General features: G+C 60.1%; 15 protein-coding genes and 1 pseudogene. 13 read left to right on the plus strand and 3 right to left on the minus strand.

All coding sequences use genetic code 11. The annotated features are described in order from the left end of the window. Positions 1-244: 244 nt before the first annotated feature. The gene (locus tag K290_RS0111425; RefSeq protein ID WP_051264011.1) at positions 245-1,042 is read left to right on the plus strand and encodes a DUF899 domain-containing protein; all 798 of its coding nucleotides are present in this window, start codon (positions 245-247) and stop codon (positions 1,040-1,042) included. A gap of 54 nt (positions 1,043-1,096) precedes the next feature. Here K290_RS0111425 and K290_RS0111430 read toward each other — a convergent pair whose 3' ends face one another. After that, a complete protein-coding gene (locus K290_RS0111430) occupies positions 1,097-2,509 on the minus strand; it encodes a helix-turn-helix domain-containing protein (RefSeq protein ID WP_028752058.1) in 1,413 nt (470 codons plus the stop codon). Positions 2,510-2,703: 194 nt separating this feature from the next. On the opposite strand from K290_RS0111430, the gene aceA reads away from it, so the two are divergent. Further along, complete coding sequence (gene aceA / locus K290_RS0111440) at positions 2,704-3,993, plus strand: isocitrate lyase (RefSeq protein ID WP_028752060.1); 1,290 nt, start codon at positions 2,704-2,706, stop codon at positions 3,991-3,993. 26 nt (positions 3,994-4,019) lie between these two features. Next, positions 4,020-4,265 carry an SMc00767 family acetate metabolism repressor gene (locus K290_RS0111445; RefSeq protein WP_028752061.1) on the plus strand — a complete coding sequence of 82 codons (246 nt, stop codon included), beginning with the start codon at positions 4,020-4,022 and terminating at the stop codon, positions 4,263-4,265. 189 nt (positions 4,266-4,454) lie between these two features. Here K290_RS0111445 and K290_RS0111450 read toward each other — a convergent pair whose 3' ends face one another. After that, complete coding sequence (locus K290_RS0111450) at positions 4,455-4,781, minus strand: hypothetical protein (protein WP_028752062.1); 327 nt, start codon at positions 4,779-4,781, stop codon at positions 4,455-4,457. A gap of 188 nt (positions 4,782-4,969) precedes the next feature. Further along, positions 4,970-5,959, minus strand: a complete 990-nt coding sequence (locus tag K290_RS0111455) for a potassium channel beta subunit family protein (protein WP_028752063.1) — start codon at positions 5,957-5,959, stop codon at positions 4,970-4,972. A 401-nt stretch (positions 5,960-6,360) separates the two neighbouring features. On the opposite strand from K290_RS0111455, the gene K290_RS0111460 reads away from it, so the two are divergent. The 10 genes and pseudogenes from K290_RS0111460 (at position 6,361) to K290_RS0111510 (ending at position 17,261) form a co-directional block, all read left to right on the plus strand. Beyond that, positions 6,361-6,801 carry a ParB N-terminal domain-containing protein gene (locus tag K290_RS0111460; protein ID WP_037135262.1) on the plus strand — a complete coding sequence of 147 codons (441 nt, stop codon included), beginning with the start codon at positions 6,361-6,363 and terminating at the stop codon, positions 6,799-6,801. A gap of 402 nt (positions 6,802-7,203) precedes the next feature. Further along, the gene (locus tag K290_RS34050; protein WP_280749439.1) at positions 7,204-7,920 is read left to right on the plus strand and encodes a hypothetical protein; all 717 of its coding nucleotides are present in this window, start codon (positions 7,204-7,206) and stop codon (positions 7,918-7,920) included. Beyond that, positions 7,911-9,245, plus strand: a complete 1,335-nt coding sequence (locus K290_RS0111470) for a type III PLP-dependent enzyme domain-containing protein (protein WP_028752065.1) — start codon at positions 7,911-7,913, stop codon at positions 9,243-9,245. Before K290_RS34050 ends, K290_RS0111470 begins: the two co-directional genes overlap by 10 nt. After that, a complete protein-coding gene (locus tag K290_RS0111475; RefSeq protein ID WP_028752066.1) occupies positions 9,242-10,309 on the plus strand; it encodes a PLP-dependent cysteine synthase family protein in 1,068 nt (355 codons plus the stop codon). The genes K290_RS0111470 and K290_RS0111475 overlap by 4 nt, the downstream gene beginning before the upstream one ends. A 13-nt stretch (positions 10,310-10,322) precedes the next feature. Then, entirely contained in the window at positions 10,323-11,726 is a 1,404-nt protein-coding gene (locus tag K290_RS34055) for an MATE family efflux transporter (RefSeq protein WP_037135264.1), read from the plus strand. Between the two features lie 252 nt (positions 11,727-11,978). Further along, positions 11,979-12,899, plus strand: coding sequence for an ABC transporter substrate-binding protein (locus tag K290_RS0111485; RefSeq protein ID WP_342426034.1), 921 nt, complete (start codon positions 11,979-11,981; stop codon positions 12,897-12,899). A 50-nt stretch (positions 12,900-12,949) separates the two neighbouring features. Continuing rightward, positions 12,950-13,926 (plus strand): annotated as a pseudogene (locus tag K290_RS34060) (FecCD family ABC transporter permease). A gap of 2 nt (positions 13,927-13,928) precedes the next feature. After that, positions 13,929-14,963: a FecCD family ABC transporter permease gene (locus K290_RS0111495; RefSeq protein WP_028752068.1), complete on the plus strand. Its 1,035-nt coding sequence runs from the start codon at positions 13,929-13,931 to the stop codon at positions 14,961-14,963. A gap of 7 nt (positions 14,964-14,970) precedes the next feature. Beyond that, complete coding sequence (locus K290_RS0111500; protein ID WP_028752069.1) at positions 14,971-15,759, plus strand: ABC transporter ATP-binding protein; 789 nt, start codon at positions 14,971-14,973, stop codon at positions 15,757-15,759. 515 nt (positions 15,760-16,274) lie between these two features. Further along, positions 16,275-17,261 (plus strand): Tim44 domain-containing protein, encoded by a 987-nt coding sequence (locus K290_RS0111510; protein WP_028752070.1) that lies wholly within the window; start codon positions 16,275-16,277, stop codon positions 17,259-17,261. Positions 17,262-17,276 lie beyond the last annotated feature (15 nt).

Here is a 17,276-nt window from a genome sequence, read left to right on the forward strand (position 1 = left end):
CCGACAGCGGCTGGAATGTTGCGCCGCCTCGTCGCCTCTGACGGGCGAAAATCCCGGACAGCTTGATGAGCTTCGCACATCGGACTGCAATCGGCGGGCTCCATTGGAATACCGTCACACTTGTTACTCACACTGTCCGATCTCCGGTGCCAGACTATCTCACGACGAGCAACGAGCGTTAACCGGCGAATGAAAACGGGCCCCTCGGGCGCGTAAATTCGCCCAGCCCAGGAGATTTCAAGCCATGACTACATCAGCAGAGAACGGACAAAATGGTGCACGGTCTGCGATGCACACGCCACCGGTCGTGTCGTCGCAGGAGTGGGAGGCGGCCCGCCAACAACTGCTCTTGAAGGAAAAGGAGCAGACCCGCGCCCGTGACGCCCTCGCCGCCGAGCGCCGCCGGATGCCCTGGATGGCCGTGAAGACGGATTATGCGTTCGAGGGACCTGCGGGCAAGGTAAGCCTGCTCGATCTCTTCGAAGGCCGGCGTCAATTGATCGTCTATCGCGCCTTTTTCGAGCCGGGAGTATTCGGCTGGCCCGACCACGCGTGCCGGGGCTGTTCCATGGTGGCGGACCAGGTCGCCCACGTTGCCCATTTGAATGCGCGCGACACCACCCTCGTCTTCGTCTCGCGCGCGCCTCAGGCTGACATCGCGCGGCTGAAGGCGCGGATGGGTTGGGAGGAGATACCGTGGTTTACCGTCGCCGACAGCTTCGACGCCGACTTCGGCGTCGGCGAGTGGCACGGCACCAACGTTTTCTACCGTGACGGCAACCGCGTGTTCCGCACCTACTTCATCAACAACCGCGGCGACGAACAGATGGGAGGCACCTGGAACTACCTCGACATTACGCCGCTCGGCCGGCAAGAGGTCTGGGAGGATTCGCCCGAGGGCTACCCTCAGACGCCGACCTACAAGTGGTGGAACTGGCACGACAGCTACGTTGCTGACGCAGCTCCCGACAAGAAATGGGTCGAGGTATCCGATGCTGGCGAGGCAGCGTTCCGAAACCAGGACGCGAGCACGAAATCATGAGCGGACCTCTTCCGTTAAATCGGGCATAGGCAGCCACGCCGGAGATTGCCGGCATCACTGGAAATCGAAGACGCTGAGCCCGGCAGCCATCTCATCGAGCCCGAGAGGTCGCGTCACCGGCGGCTCGGCCCTTGCAAGACAACCCTGCCGCTCGCAGAGACGACAGGCCGCCCCGATTGCGATCGGAGCGGCCGAGAGAGCCTTGCCGTAGACAATCTCCTCCCGAAATCCGAGATCGCAGCCGAGGAGCAGCGCAGTGCGGCGGACCCTTTCGCCGAAATTGGCCTGCGGACCTTCGATGGTGCGCGAGACCGTCAAAAAGCCGGTGCCGTCGGGCATTTCGACCGCTTCGACCAGGATTTGTCCAGGCTGCCCAAAGGCTGCATGGACATTGAGCTTGGGACAGCCGCCGCCGAAGCGCGCCTGCGGAAAGCCTTGCGCTCCCACCTTGCGCAGCCGGTGCCCCGCCCCGTCGATCTCCATCAGAAAGAAGGGAATGCCGGCCGCACTCGGCCGCTGCAGGGTCGTCAGGCGGCTGGCGACCTGCTCATAGGACGCACCGAAACGGGCACGCAGCCCGTCGATGTCGTAATGCAAACGCTGCGCTGCATTGTGGAAGGCTCCGTAGGGCATCATCAGCGCATGCGCGGCATAGCGCCCCAGTTCGAAACGGGCAATGCGGCTCGCTTCCGGCGTCGATAGCGATAGCGGCTCGAGTTCGGCGCGAATTTCCTGGCGCAGCGCCAGCAGCGAGACTTCGGTCGCAATCTCCTGCAGTTGATCGAAAGGTGACAACCGCTCTGACAGAAAAAGCCGCATCGAGTGGCGGTCGTAGCGCCGACGCAGGTTCGGCATCGCGTGAACCGGCAGCGTACGGACAGCAATGCCGTGCTCGCTGCGAAGCCAGGCCTTCAGCGACGCCGCCAGGTCGTCTCCCTGCATCAGTCTCGCATGAAAGGCCTCCGCCGCATCTTCGATGCCAGCGAAAAAATTCGAACGATGCTCCAGCCTGTCATGCACTTCGTCGAGCGGCAGGCGCGGACTGGCCAAAGCGGGAATGCGGCCCTCCCGCGCGAGAAGCTCGGCCAGATCAGACAGCCGCGCCGCCTGCTCACGATAGGCGCGGTAGAGCTTGATCATGCCGTTCGCAGCGTTCGGCGCCGCTTCGGCAACCTCGATCAGCTCCTGTTCTCCTGGGATCTCGCCTGACAATAGCGGATCTGCAAAGACTTCGCGCAACTGTCCGGCGCTGCCGCCGGCCTCGCCCTGAAGCTCGTCGAGATCGACCCGGTAAACCGAAGATAGCTTCAAAAGAAGCTGTACCGTCAGCGGCCGCTGGTTGCGCTCGATCAGATTGAGATAGGAAGGGGAAATCTCCAGCGCCTGCGCCATCGCCGTCTGCGTCAAACCGAGGCCATTGCGGATGCGCCGCATACGCGGTCCGGCAAAGATCTTGCGCTCAGCCATCTGTCATCCCTTTTACAAATCCCTCAACCGCAAAATTTACAGATTTGACAAATTTACTGCATGGTTTTGTCAAGCACAAGACATCCTAACCCTTTTCCGCGCGGCAATCCGCCGTTTTCGTTGGCTCCACATCGCGCTGCAATGTAAATTTAGTCACATCAGCGACGCGAACGTTTGGGAGAAGGAAAATCTCTATGACTGATTTTTACAAACTCGTTTCATCGGCGCCTGCCGGCCGCTTCGACGGCGTGGAGCGGCCCTATACGACGGAAGATGTCAGCCGCCTCCGCGGATCGATTTCCATTCGCCATACCCTGGCCGAGATGGGAGCGAACCGTCTTTGGCAACTCATCCACGAAGAGGATTTCATCAACGCGCTTGGCGCTCTCTCGGGGAACCAGGCGATGCAGATGGTTCGCGCCGGCCTGAAGGCGATCTATCTTTCCGGCTGGCAGGTCGCTGCCGATGCCAACACGGCCTCCGCCATGTATCCCGACCAGTCGCTTTATCCGGCCAATGCCGGGCCGGAGCTTGCAAAGCGGATCAACCGCACGCTGCAGCGCGCCGATCAGATCGAGATTGCCGAGGGTAAGGGCTTGTCGGTCGAAACCTGGTTCGCGCCGATCGTTGCCGATGCCGAAGCCGGTTTCGGCGGGCCGCTCAACGCCTTCGAAATCATGAAAGCCTATATCGAAGCGGGAGCCGCCGGCGTCCATTTCGAAGACCAGCTCGCCTCGGAAAAGAAGTGCGGCCATCTCGGCGGCAAGGTTCTGATCCCGACTGCCGCTCATATCCGCAATCTCGATGCCGCTCGTCTGGCGGCTGACGTCATGGGTGTGCCGACCCTAGTCATCGCCCGCACGGATGCCGAGGCAGCCAAGCTTCTGACCTCCGATATCGATGAGCGCGATCGTCCCTTCGTCGATTACGACGCCGGCCGCACCGTCGAGGGCTTCTATCAGGTCAGGAATGGCATCGAGCCCTGCATCGCCCGGGCTATCGCCTATGCGCCGCATTGCGACCTCATCTGGTGCGAGACATCGAAGCCGGATCTGGAGCAGGCCCGGAAATTCGCCGAAGGCGTGCACCGCGCCCATCCGGGCAAGCTGCTCGCCTATAATTGCTCGCCGTCCTTCAATTGGAGGAAAAACCTCGACGATGCGACGATCGCCAAGTTCCAGCGTGAACTCGGAGCGATGGGCTACAAGTTCCAGTTCATCACGCTCGCAGGCTTCCATCAACTGAACTACGGCATGTTCGAGCTTGCCCGCGGCTACAAGGCACGCCAGATGGCGGCCTATTCGGAACTGCAGCAGGCGGAGTTCGCGGCGGAAGCCAACGGCTACACCGCCACTAAGCACCAGCGAGAGGTCGGCACCGGCTATTTCGACGCCGTGTCGCTGGCCATCACCGGCGGCCAGTCTTCGACCACCGCCATGCATGAATCGACCGAGCACGCACAATTCAAGCCGGCTGCGGAATAATAACCGCCAATCAGAGGAGAACGACAATGCCATCTATCGCACGCATCAGCGAAAGGACCGAAGAACAGTCTTCCACGATGAATACCGACCAGCAGGCCGTCATCCGCATGCTGGCCAACGAGCTGCATCGTCTCAATCAGATCGTTATGGATGCGGTCGAGGCAGGCGTGTCGGTCGAACTGGTCCGCTCCGCGCGCCATCACAGCGGCAACGGCAACTGGGGCGATCTGCTGACCCCCGTTATCGTCGCCAATGCCTCTCGCCCAGCCTAAAGCGCCCAGCGCGCGCAAAGGCGACTGTTCTCAAACAAGAACACTCCGCTTTCGGGTAGACCCACGGAAAGCGGAGTGATCTTGAGATACACATCCATTGTAAATATCCGGCATCCGGCCGCAACAACAGGCCTCGGCAACTGAGAGGCCCGTTGTTATGCCTTCATCCCCTTACGGCGAAGCAGGCTGTCAATTGCAGACGCGCATGCGCTCGTAATGATATCCGTCGTCATATTCGTTTTGAACCGGGCGGCTCTCATACCAGCATCGCGGCGGCGGCGGTGCAGGCTCGTACCCTCCGCCATTGGCGATGGCGCCGCCGATCAATCCGCCAATAAGCCCGGCAGCCACGCCGCCAGCGATGACATTGCCATCATGGTGATGATGATGGTGATACCGCTCCGGGGGCGGCCTGTCGCGCCAATCATATTGCTGCGCTTGAGCGACGCCGCCAGAGAACAATGCGCTGCTTGCAAACGCAGCAGCAAGGAAAATTGAGAGAACTGTCTTTTTCATCATGACCACCTTCGACGCCTTACGCCATTCGATTCAAATCTTCGACTCAGCTAAGGAACGCTTTCAAACATGATAATGTTCGCCTGAATATGGCGTGAACGCGTCGTTTCGATTTCGTTCAGCCGAAATCTTGAAGGAGTCATGACGGTTGTTCCCGGCATCGCAAACTTCGCGGTTGCCCGCGGAGCTTAGAACCGTTGCGGGCCAGCCGGCTTGTTTCCGACGATGGCGTCGATACGAGCCAACACCTCGGGCGTCAGCTTGTCTTTGTGTGCTAGCGCTGCCAGATTGTCCTCTAACTGGCTCATGCGCGATGCACCAAGGATTACCGTCGACACATTGCGGTTCGAAAGGCACCACAGCAGCGCAAGATGGGTGATCGAAATGCCGATCTCGTCCGCGAGATCAGCCAATTCCGCCACCTGGGCAAGCCGAGCACGACCGGTGTCGCTCGCCCATCTTTCCTTCAGCCATTCATAACCGGGCAGGTTCATGCGGCTGTCGTTCGGCACTCCCTTGTTGTACTTGCCGGTCAGAACGCCGGACGCCAGCGGCGACCAGATCGTCGTGCCTAAACCCATCAGCTCGTAAAGCGGCAGGTAGTCGCCTTCGACCTTCTGGCGTTCGAAAATATTGTATTGCGGCTGTTCCATCGTCGGAGGCGTGATGCGCAGGTCACGGGCCACCGCATAAGCTTCGGTCAACTGCTGCGCCGACCATTCCGACGTGCCCCAGTAGAGGATTTTGCCTTGGGCGACGAGGTCGTGCATGGCACGAACGGTTTCCTCGATCGGCGTATCGATGTCAGGCCGGTGGCAAAAATAGAGATCGAGATAATCGACCTGCAGGCGCTTCAGCGCAGCGTGAGCCGCGTCGGTGACATGCTTGCGTGACAGACCCCTCTGTGTCGGCTTCTGACCGCCCCAGAACACCTTGCTGGAAACGATGAAGCTGTCGCGGCTCCAGCCAAGGGTTTTCAGGGCTTCGCCCATGACGACTTCGGACTTCCCGCTCTCGTAGCCCTCGGCATTGTCAAAGAAATTGATGCCGCTGTCATAGGCACGCGTCATCAGACTGACGGCATCGCTGCCTTCGACCTGCCGGCCGAACGTAACCCATGATCCGAACGAGAACTCGCTGACCTGCAGGCCAGATTTTCCAAGACGACGATATTCCATGGCGCAATTCCTAAGGGACAAAGGACGCGGCAACATAGGCCCATAGCTGCAGCAAAGACAATCACCTTCCCGTCAGGTTGGGGACAGCGCTTGCCGGCATTGAAGCGCCAGACGGTGAGCGCGCGTGCCCGAGATCATCGACGGCGCCGCTTCTCCATGCAATATGTATGCTGCGACCAACCACGACATGGCTCATTTTCGTACAACCGCATACACTATTTATGGTTGTTATTAGTTTGTTATCCAGACTCTAACACGCTGTTTTTAGAGGAATTCTTAGTTCCATTCGAATCTTGATTATTTTCATCATCTTTTGTTGACTGCAGCTTAAAAGGGTGTAAGTTCTCGCTGGTAGACGATCTGGCCCGTGTTTTGGCGGGTCGTGATTCGGGGAGGCATGAATGAAGACGAGCATTGTTCAATACCAGCTTCTCGACCCCCGGAAGCTTATTCCAACCGAAGAAATCGATAGCGATAGAGTCGTCGAGCTCGAACAGGAGATCGTGCAATCCGGTCGGTGGACGCGACCGATCACCGTCCATCGGGGCGATTGGTTCGTCATGGACGGGCACCACAGGCTCACCATTGCGCAACGCCTTGACTTCAAAGTGCTCCCGGTCGTTCTTTTGGACTACGGCACCGTTCGGGTGGAGGCATGGCGGCAAGGTGAAACAATCACGCCCGACATGATTTTTGAGATGGCGCGCAGCGGCCGAAAATTCCCCTGCAAGACGACGCGCCACATTTTCGACGGCCCGCCTCCGGCATGTGACATTCCTCTGGGAGAGCTTCGGCATCCCGACCCTGCCCCAAGCGCCAAACATTCAACAGCTCCTTCTTAAGGCCAGAGCGCCAAACAGCCAACGCGGATCCTTCCGCCGCGATGATGGACGAGCGAAATCGACGCGCTCGCTCAACGGCACCTCTTTGCCCCTCACATCACATCGGCAACATCGAAAGGCATCGACGATGACCAAGACGTTCATGCACACGCCTGCCATTTATATCCTCACCCGTTCCGATTTATCGGATATCGAATTGCCACCAGCGGAGGTCATTCGGCTCGTCGAAGATGCCTATTTGTGCTATGCCAATGGACAGTCGCGTTGCCCGACCAAGCTTATGATGCCGCTCCCGAATGAGCAGCGGGACGCGGTATCCTATTCGATGCTGGGATATGACGGCGCGCTCGAACAAGTCGGGTTCAAGACCTCCTATCGTCAAGGCAGCGAAAGCGCCGAAAAATACTACACGACGATCTCTACGACGACACGACCGGGCTTCCCTTCGCGTTCATGGATTGCCATCGCGTCGGCGGTTCGCGGACACCGGCCACGACCGCGATCATTGCCAAATACTGCGCCAAGGAGAACGCTCGATCGGCGCTGATGATCGGGACGGGCGCGCAGGGCATCAATACGCTGCCCTATCTTCTGACTGCCCTGCCCCGCCTGCAAACCCTGCGCCTCTTTGGTACGCATCCCGACGGGCTTGCTGCGAGCCTTTCCACATTTGCCAAGTATTTTCCCGATCGTGAGATCGAGTTGGTGAAAGATGTCCCGGAGGCGGTCGCCGCATCCGATATCGTGATGGCCGCCTCCGGCCGCGCCGCCCACCCCAAAATCCACACCAAGTGGCTCAAGCCCGGCGGCCTGTTGATCTCCGTTGCCAGCAAAGGGGTCGAGGCGGGCGCACTACACGATGCCGACTATGCGATCGCCACGAACGAGGGTCAGTTGGGCGTCACCGGAAAGCGGCTTGCCGGCCCGGAGGGCGTCGCCAAGATCGATGCCGAACTGCCTGACATCGTCGCTGGCCGCAAACCCGGACGTAATACCCAGGAAGACCGGGTGTTCGCATTCAGCAGCGGCATGATCATCACGGATATCCCCGTCGCCCACGCACTCGCCACCAGAGGGATTGCCGCCGGCCGCGGCAAGCGGGTGGAACTATGGAGCTAGTGATCAATTCGATGCGCGCCCGGGAACAGGCCTGGGCGATCGCCGTCAGGCAAGACATTGAACTGCTGAGCCAGATTCACCACGCGACGGATGGCCCGTTTCATATCATCCATCCAGAGAGCTTTGCCGACAATCTGGCGGCCTTCCAGCGCGTTCTGCGGGAAAGAAGCGTGACGGGACACGTTTATTTCGGCAAGAAAGCCAACAAGGCGGGCGCATGGCTGCGTGAAGTCGCAAGATTGCGCGGATCGGTCGATGTCGCCAGCCTGCCCGAATTTGTTCATGCACTCTCCAATGGAATTCTCGGCGAGGATATTGGCGTGACGGGCGCTGCCAAAAGTAACGATCTCCTTTGGCTGGCTTGCCGCCACGGCGCCACCGTTGCCATCGACGCCCTGGATGAACTGGAACGGGCGATCGACATCGCGGCGGAGACCGCTCCCTTGCGCATCCTGCTGCGTGTGCTGCCGCCCACCGGGCAGAACAGCCGCTTCGGATTGAACTCAAATGACCTTCGCGTCGCGCTTGAGCGCTGCGCCAAGGCCAGGCGCCACCTGATCATGGATGGCTTTTCCTTCCACCTCGACGGTTATGCGGTAGAGCCGCGCGCCGCGTTGGCGTCCACATTGATCGATCAATGCCTGGAAGCACGCCGGCAAGGTTTCCCGGCCACCGCCATTTCCATCGGCGGAGGCTTTGCCTGCGCCTATCTCGAAGAGCAGGAGTGGAAGGCTTTCAAGGAACGGATCGATCCGGCCGAGTTTCATGCCGGAAAGAGCTTCAACCACTTCTATCCCTACTACCAGGCTCCCCCCGGCGCCGCCATGCTCGACGCGATCCTGCAAAGCCCGGACGCTGAAGGGACGCTTGCATCGAAGCTCATCACTGCGGAGGTGCAATTGTATCTCGAGCCGGGACGGGCGCTTCTCGACGGTGCAGGGATCACGGCCTTTCCGGTGCAGGGTTTCAAGCGCAATGCGGAACACGGCATCGTAACCGTAGCCGGCCTTAGTATGAGCTTGTCGGAACAGTGGAAAAACAGCGAATTTCTGCCAACCCCTATTCTGGTGCAAAGAGGAGCGGCCCGTCCCCAGGAGCCCATTCGCGCCGCGATCGGCGGCTCCAGTTGCATGGAATACGACGTTCTGACCTGGCGCAAGATCGCGTTTCCCGCGACCCCTCGGTATGGCGATCTGATCATTTATCCCAACACAGCCGGCTATCAGATGGACAAGAACGAGAGTGAGTTTCACCAGCTCGCCTTGCCGCCGAAAATCATTGTGACCCGGCAGGGCGAGCGTTTCACCTGGAGGATGGATCAATGACCAGACACATTAGCCGGCCTGCCGAACGCGTGGTAACGACATGCTCCGAGCTGATCGGCGATACGCCCCTGCTGGAACTTGCACGAACCGGATCCGGCAGCCGATTGCTGCTGAAGCTGGAACAGTTCAACCCCACCGGAACCTGCAAGGTTCGGATGGCGCGGGAAATGATCCTGGCGGCTGAGCGGGACGGAAAGCTGAAGCCGGGCGGCCGCATCGTCGAGCCAACCTCGGGCAATACCGGAACGGGTCTGGCGCTTGCAGCAGTCGAGCGGGGCTATAAATTTACCGCCATCGTCGACAACCACGCATCGCGCGACAAGCTTCGGGCGATGCAGGCCATGGGCGTCGATCTTGTTTTTGCCGAGAGCAAAGGGGACAGCCCCAGCACTGTCGAGCGGCGGCGCATCGCGGGAGAAATCGCCGCCGAAACCGGCGCATTCTGGCCGGATCAGCACTACAACCCCAACAACAACAATGGCTATGTCGGCCTGGCAGCTGAACTGCTCCGCGACATCGGTACGGATGTCGACTATCTCGTCGGCGCGGTCGGCACCGGCGGCACCCTATGCGGAACGGTCAGGGAACTGCGCCGCCTCGGCTCGCAAGTCACGAGTATCGGCGTCGAACCGACGGGATCGATCATCTTCGGAGGCAAGCCCGGCAAATATTGGCAGAGCGGCGCCGGCGCACCCGGCGGATTTACCGTCGGCCCCAATGTCGATCATTCTCTGATCGACGAAGGCCTGACGGTCGACGATATCGATGCCTTCACTGCCGCCCGCGTCGTCGCGCGCCGAACGGGTATGCTTGTCGGCGGGACCGCGGGTGCCGGAATCCATGTGGCGCTCAAACGTCTGGCCCTCGTGGAACCGAACAGCACGATGGTGGTCCTGGTCTGTGACGCAGGCGAGAAATATCTCGACACGATTTACGACGACGACTGGCTTCGGGAACGTCACCTGCTCGACGAGATCGCACATCGGCGGCTGCATCGGCTCTTCGATGCCTATCGGGAATCGATATATCTCGCCTCTCGAACCCTAGCTGGGGTGGGAGCATAACGACGTGGCCACAATGCAATTTCGGAACTATCGGGATATCATCACGCTCGCCGCCCCCATTGCCGGCATTCAGTTCGCCCAGGTCGCGCTTACCAGCACCGACCTCCTGATGATGGGCTTCATCAGCGTTCAGGCCGTTGCTGCCGGCGGCCTCGCTATCCTGCTTTACAACCAACTGCGCACGATGTGCGTCGGCATGGTGACGGGCGTCGGCAACATGATTGCCGCCTCGGTTGGCCGCGGAGAAAAGAGAACCGGCGCCGCATCCATCGACGCCACCACGCAGGACGAAGTTCGCGATCTGCTCCGGGCCGCCATGCTGCTGGCAACGATCGTTGCGATTGCCGCGGGCATCATCCTTGTGGCTCTCAGCTATTGCCTGGTCTTTCTCGGGCAGAGCGGCGCGGTCGTCGAGCTTGCGAAGCCGATCATGCTCACCCTCGCACCGGGCCTGCTGCCCATGCTGTGGCTCAATGTCCTTCGTCAGTTTGCGGTGGGAATGCGGCGCGCCGGCTCACTCCTGCGGGTTACGATCATCTCGATCGCCGTCAACGCTCTGCTCGATGCCGCTTTTATCTACGGATGGCTCGGCTTGCCGAAGCTCGACCTCGCGGGCATTGGTCTGGCAACCACGCTTGTCCAGATATGGACGTTTTTCGTTTACCTGCGGACAGTCCAGCGAGATGAAAAACTGAACGCCCTCCTCGCGCTGGATGGATGGCGGGCTCAGCCCGCGACCATCAGAAAAATCGCGAAAATGGGCACGCCGATCGCGTTGACCTATGGTTCCGAAGCGGCAATCACCTCCATCGCGACGGTTTTCATGGGTGCGTTCGGTCCGGTCGCTCTCGCCGCTTCCAACATCGTCAACCAACTCGCCTACATCGTCTATCAGGCCAATATCGGATTGTCGCAAGGCTCCTCGATATTGGTGAGCCGCACGGCCGGAAAGGGCGAGGCCGGTGAAATCGGTGCGATCGCGAGGCGCACCTTCACGATCAGCTTCTCCATCATGACGGCTGTCGGGCTTCTCTACGTCTTGCTTCCCCAAGCAGTGCTGCGCCCCTTCCTGGGTGACGAGGCCGATCCGGCCGTGCTCGCCGCGGCAACCACGCTTCTCTGGTTCGCCATAGCGCATCAATTCTTCAAGGGTTCGCAAAATATTTGCATTGGACTGCTGCGCGGGCTCGGAAACACGAAGGCCGGGCTGACAAACACGCTGATCGGCTACTGGCTGATCGGCATCCCGGCCATGGCGGTCTTCGGATACGGGATCGGCTGGGGCAGTTACGGCGTCTGGTTCGGCCTGTGCCTTGGGTTTGGAGCCACCAGCTTCTTGCTGTGGTGGCGTTTCGTTGCCGATCTCAGAATGGCGTCGGCTACGCTGCAAAACCCTGAATATCAAGGCGCGAGTTAGCGTGTCCGGCGCGGGCAATATTCCCGCATGCCGCGATAAAAGATGATTGTATTCATCATGTTTTGCCGCTAAGCAGACTACCAGAGTCAGGTTTTATGACCAGACCGTCGAGACGCTGCTTCTTGCATGGGAAAAGCGGTGAGGAGGCGGCGCCTGTCAACGAAACGTTATGTTGTAACAGATATTGAACTGGAGGGTATCGCCATGAGGCGGCGCGCGTTGGACGTATTTAATATTGCAAGCATTATTGTCATGTTGACCTCGGGCGGCGCTTTCGCCGAGGAAAAACAGACGCTTTCGATCGTCGATGATCGTGGTGTGACCGTGGAGGCCCCGGTCAACCCGAAGCGGATCGCCTCGGTTTCCTACCTTGCGGTCGATGTCGCGCTTGCCCTCGGTATCAAGCCGGTTGCAACCACCTATATGACGGCCGGACGCGAGCCGGACTTCCTTCTTGGCCTGACAAAGGACATGAAGCAGATCGGACAACGGGCGAAGCCCAATCTCGAATTGCTGTCGGAAGTCCGGCCTGACGTTATCATTGCCATGAAACGCTATACCGTCGGCAATGCCCCGCAGTTCGAAAAGATTGCCCCCTATATCGCCTACAATATGGAGCTTCTGAGCCAGAGCTACCAGGAGGTCGCCGACCTTTCGAAGCTGTTCGGAAATCCGCAGCGCGGCGAGGAACTGAACACCGCCTTCAAGAAGGATCTCGAGGATTTCGCCGCAAAGGCGCCGAAGAACACGCACCCGCGTTTCCAGATCATGTGGGCGGGCGATACTCCCTTCTCCTTCCATACCGAAAACACGGCAGCATCGATCGTTGCGGCGCTCGGAGGCGACAATATCGTTGGTCCGATGACGAAGGACGGCCGGTTCGGCGAACAGCTCAGCCTGGAAACGATGCTGGAAAAAGATCCGGAAGTGATCTTCGTTTATGACAGCGGCCCGGATCGTCCGCATGAGAACAATCCCATCTGGAAACAACTCACGGCCGTCAAGAACGGTCGCGTGCACTATGTCGGCGACGAGTGGGTGGAGACCAACGGTCCGATCGGCCGTGAGCTGGTGTTGCGCGAGGCCGCACACTACCTCTACCCCGACACCTTCCCCGCCGTCGATGTCAAGGCGGAGGCGGCCAAGCTGATCCCGACCGAGCTGCAAAATTGATGAGGAGCGCGGCCGCCGCGCGGCCATGCAATGACCTTCGATCGCTGGTGATGACAATCACGATCGTGGCCGTTGCCGCGACCGTGATTGTCGGCGGGCTTCTGGTCGGCGCAAAGCCGCTTCAGCCGCGTGCTCTTTGGACGGTCCTGTTCGAGCCCGACGGGAAGATCGATTCCATTGTCGTATGGACATTGCGGCTGCCGCGCAGCCTCGCGGCTTTCATCGGAGGCGCCGGTCTCGGCGTCTCCGGTTATCTGTTGCAGACACTGACCCGCAATCCGCTCGCCGGACCGGGTCTGACCGGCGTGACATCCGGAGCGGTGACCCCAATCGTTTTCTGTTTCGTTTTCCTGCCATGGCTTTCGTCCGCATATTATCCGTTGGTCGGTTGGCGGGCGGTTTAGCGGCGGCGCTGTTGACCTTCTGGGTCTCGCGCGGGGGCAGAGGACGCCCCTTGCATCTCGCCCTTGGCGGCGTCAGCATCTCTTTGTTCCTCAGTGCAGTCACGACCTATATCCTCCTATTAAGCGGACCACAGGTGCCGTCATTGCTTTTCTGGCTGGCCGGCGGCTTTCAGGGACGTTCGTGGACGCAGCTCGCATACATGGCCCCATGGGTTTTTCTCGGCACCGCCGGCGCATTGGCATGCCAGCGCGTGATCGGGCTTCTCGCCCTTAGCGAACAGGCGGCGGCCGGGATGGGGTTGCAGCTCTCGTTTTGGAAGCCATTGCTGCTTCTTCTCGCGGTTTTGCCCGTAGCGGGCGTTACGCCGGTGGCGGGTCCTGTCGCGTTTGTCGGGTTGGCAGCACCGCATATCGCCCGGCTTTTGGGGCCGAAGAGCCCGGGATGGACGATTGCGCTCACCGCAGCCATCGGCGGTCTGATGGTGGTTGCCGCCGACGTGATTGCGCGAAGCGTTGCGGCTCCCCAGGAACTTCCGGTTGGCATCGTCACGGCGCTGATAGGAGGGCCGTTGTTCATCTATCTCCTCCAAAGCCGCAACTTCTCCTTCAAGGGAGAAGCGTGATCATGACCACCTCCTTGTCACTCCGAAACACCGGCAGCACCGGGCTCCTGCTCGCCTTCGTCATCATCGCACTCCTCTCACTGGTGCTGGCGGTGTTCGTGGGCGTGGCCGATATTCCGCCATCGGACGTCATTGCTGTGTTCACGGGACACGGTTCGCAGCAGGCGCAATCGGTCATCATGGATATCCGCCTCCCTCGCATCGTGACGGGAATATTGGCCGGCGTTCATCTCGCTGTGGCCGGCCTTATTCTTCAAAGCGTTACCCGCAACCCCCTCGCCGACCCATCGATCATGGGCGTCTCTCAGGGGGCAACGCTTGCGGTCACCATCTTCCTGCTCTTCACGGTCTATATTCACTATAGCGGATCGACGACGGTCGCCGAACTTCCCCTTGAGTGGCTGCCGGCCGTCGGCACGGTGGGCGGTCTTCTCGCAGGCGGCATTATCTACATGCTGGCCTTTCGCCTCGACCTCGGGCCGCTTCGCGTCACGCTTTGCGGCATTGCCGTGGGAGCCGTCCTTCAGGCCCTCGCCATCGGATTGATCGCGGGCTGGGGCTCTGCGCGGATGGAAGTGCTGTTGGAATGGCTTTCCGGCAGCCTCTACGCACGCAGTTGGGAACATGCCGCCTTCCTGTTTCCATATACGATTGCCGGTCTCGCCGTCTTGCCGATGATCCGAAGGCCGCTGGAGCTCCTGCGCTTCGATGCGTCCACTGCCCGATCCTTCGGGCTTTGCTACCGGCGGCAGTTCTCGCTTGCGCTGCTTCTGTCCTGCGCACTTGCGGCAAGCGCGGTTGGCACGGTCGGCCCGATCGTCTTCATCGGGCTCATCGTCCCTCACCTTGCCCGCTTTCTTGCCGGCAAGCGTATCGCGCTCGTGCTGCCGCTGACGATCGCCCTCGGCGCTGTAACCGTTACCTTGGGAGACCTTGTCGGCCGGCTCATCGGGCAGGCCGACGAAATCCCGATCGGCATTGTCACGGCGATCTCAGGCGTTCCCGTGCTTATCGCGCTTCTTCGCAAAACCCCATGAGGATGCCATGCTGCTGTCCTGCTCCCGTCTATCCGTCGCCTATGGTGCTCGAAGAGCGCTGAATGCCCTCGATCTCTCCTTCAAGCCAGGCGAGATCCGCGCGCTGATCGGACCCAACGGCTCCGGAAAGAGCACGACCCTTCAGGCCCTCTCCGGTCTGATCAAGCCGGCCGGAGGCAATACGGAAATCGATGGCAGGCCGATCGCATCCATGTCGCGGCGGCAATTGGCCAAGCATCTCGCATTTCTGCCGCAACAACCGACCGCACCTGACGAGATGACCGTGGCGCAACTGGTGCGGCAAGGTCGTTTCGCGCATGTCGGTCTGTTCCGGAACTATGGTCCGCAGGACGAAGACGCCATTCGCTGGGCATTGGAAAGCACCGGTCTTCACAGCTTCGCCGACAGGAGCCTTCGGGAACTGTCCGGCGGCGAGCGCCAGCGGGCCTGGATCTCGGCAGCGATTGCGCAAGAAGCACGAATCCTGCTTCTCGACGAACCGACGTCGTTCCTCGACATCGGCTATCAGGTGGAGGTCCTTGATCTCGTCTATCGGCTGAGCCGGGAAAAAGGTGTCACCATCATCATGGCGATCCACGATCTCAACCAGGCAATGTCCGTCTGTGACCAGATTTCGTTGCTCGAAAAAGGTAATCTGGTCTTTGACGGTGACCCAAAGGTGCTGGCCGACACCGGGCTGATCGAAAAGGTCTTCCGGGTGAAGGGCCGTTTTGTGCCGATCACCTCCGATGCGCCCCCACATTTCGACGTCGAGCTTGCGCATCGGTATCACTAGGGACGGTAGCTGTGGAGCGACTGTACCGTTCCATTGACAGTACACCCCAAGGTCCATTCGTCTTTTGATCGACAGAAAACATCCAATTCGGGGCCGCGCAAATGTATCTCGAAGATCATGATCCGAACACATTCTCTCCAGGTTGGCTGCCGGCCGCCGACGACAGGAAAGGCCGCCTCCGCATCGCGGCCGAACTTCTGTTTTGCACGCATGCGGTTCAATGGCTTTGGGGAATTCCACCCGTCAGCATCGCTCCTCAAAAGGAATACGGACTTGGGCCAGCGGCAAATTTGAGGGATACCCAGGCAATCTACGCCAGAAGGCTCGGATCTCCTCGATACTGCATGCGACCTCTTCCCGTTGGAAGCGCTGCTGACGGAGAGCAATCATGGCAAGACGATCATGAGCCGGCGGCTTTGCGTCTTCCAGGAGGAGTTTCCCGACAACTTTTATTCGCAAAGCGCGTTCCTATATATACGGACAAATGGTGTTTCTGCCTAAGGACAAGAGAAACAATGTTACGTGCAGTTCCGCGTTTTACTAAGCTTGCCGTTATCGTCGCTCTGGCTGTCGTCACGTCCCTTGCGAGCTTCGACGATGCTGATGCCCGTCGTGCCGGCAGTTTCGGCGGATTTGGCAGCCGCGGCACGAGAACCTTTGACTCTCCGGCGATAACGCGCACCGCTCCGACCCAGGCCGCGCCCATCGACCGGACCATGACACCCCGGCCGCAGCCCCAAACGCAATCGCAACCGCCGGTCAATACGCAGCCGCGTCCCGGCCTCTTCAACGGTTTCGGCCGGTCGATGATCGGCGGATTGATCGCGGGCGGTCTTCTCGGCATGCTGCTTGGACATGGCTTCGGCGGCGGTTTCGGTTTCCTTGGCATGCTGCTGCAGATCGGCCTGATCGTTGCGGCCATCAGCTTCGCCATGCGCTTCTTCGCAAACCGGCAGCGAACCTCTTATTCGGCATCGGGATCGAACACATCTTACAATATGGGCGCGCCGCGGCCCTCTTCCTTTTCCATTCCCTCGATAGGCGGCGGCGCTGCAGCTCCGGCACAGAGACATGCCAATGACGAGATTGGGCTATCGCAAGCCGATCTCGACCGTTTCGAGCAGCTTTTGACGGAAGTCCAGTCGGCATATGGCGCGGAGGATTACAACACGCTACGCCGTCTCACCACGCCGGAGGCAATGTCCTATCTTGCCGAAGAGCTTGGAGAGAACGCAACCAAGGGCGTCCGCAACAGCGTCACCAATGTTCGTCTGCTGCAGGGCGATATCTCGGAAGCCTGGCGCGAGGGCAATGCCGAGTATGCCACTCTCGCGATGCGCTATTCGAGCGTCGACGCGCTGCTCGATCGCACGACGGGAAGACTTGTCGACGGCGACGATCGCAACGCGTCCGAGACCACCGAGGTCTGGACCTTCGTGCGCCAGCCCGGTTCCGACTGGAAGCTTTCGGCTATCCAGGGAGCGGAACTCCATCACGCTTGAGCCTGCCTCGGCAGG

The organism is Rhizobium leucaenae USDA 9039 (assembly GCF_000426285.1).
Classification (GTDB): domain Bacteria; phylum Pseudomonadota; class Alphaproteobacteria; order Rhizobiales; family Rhizobiaceae; genus Rhizobium; species Rhizobium leucaenae.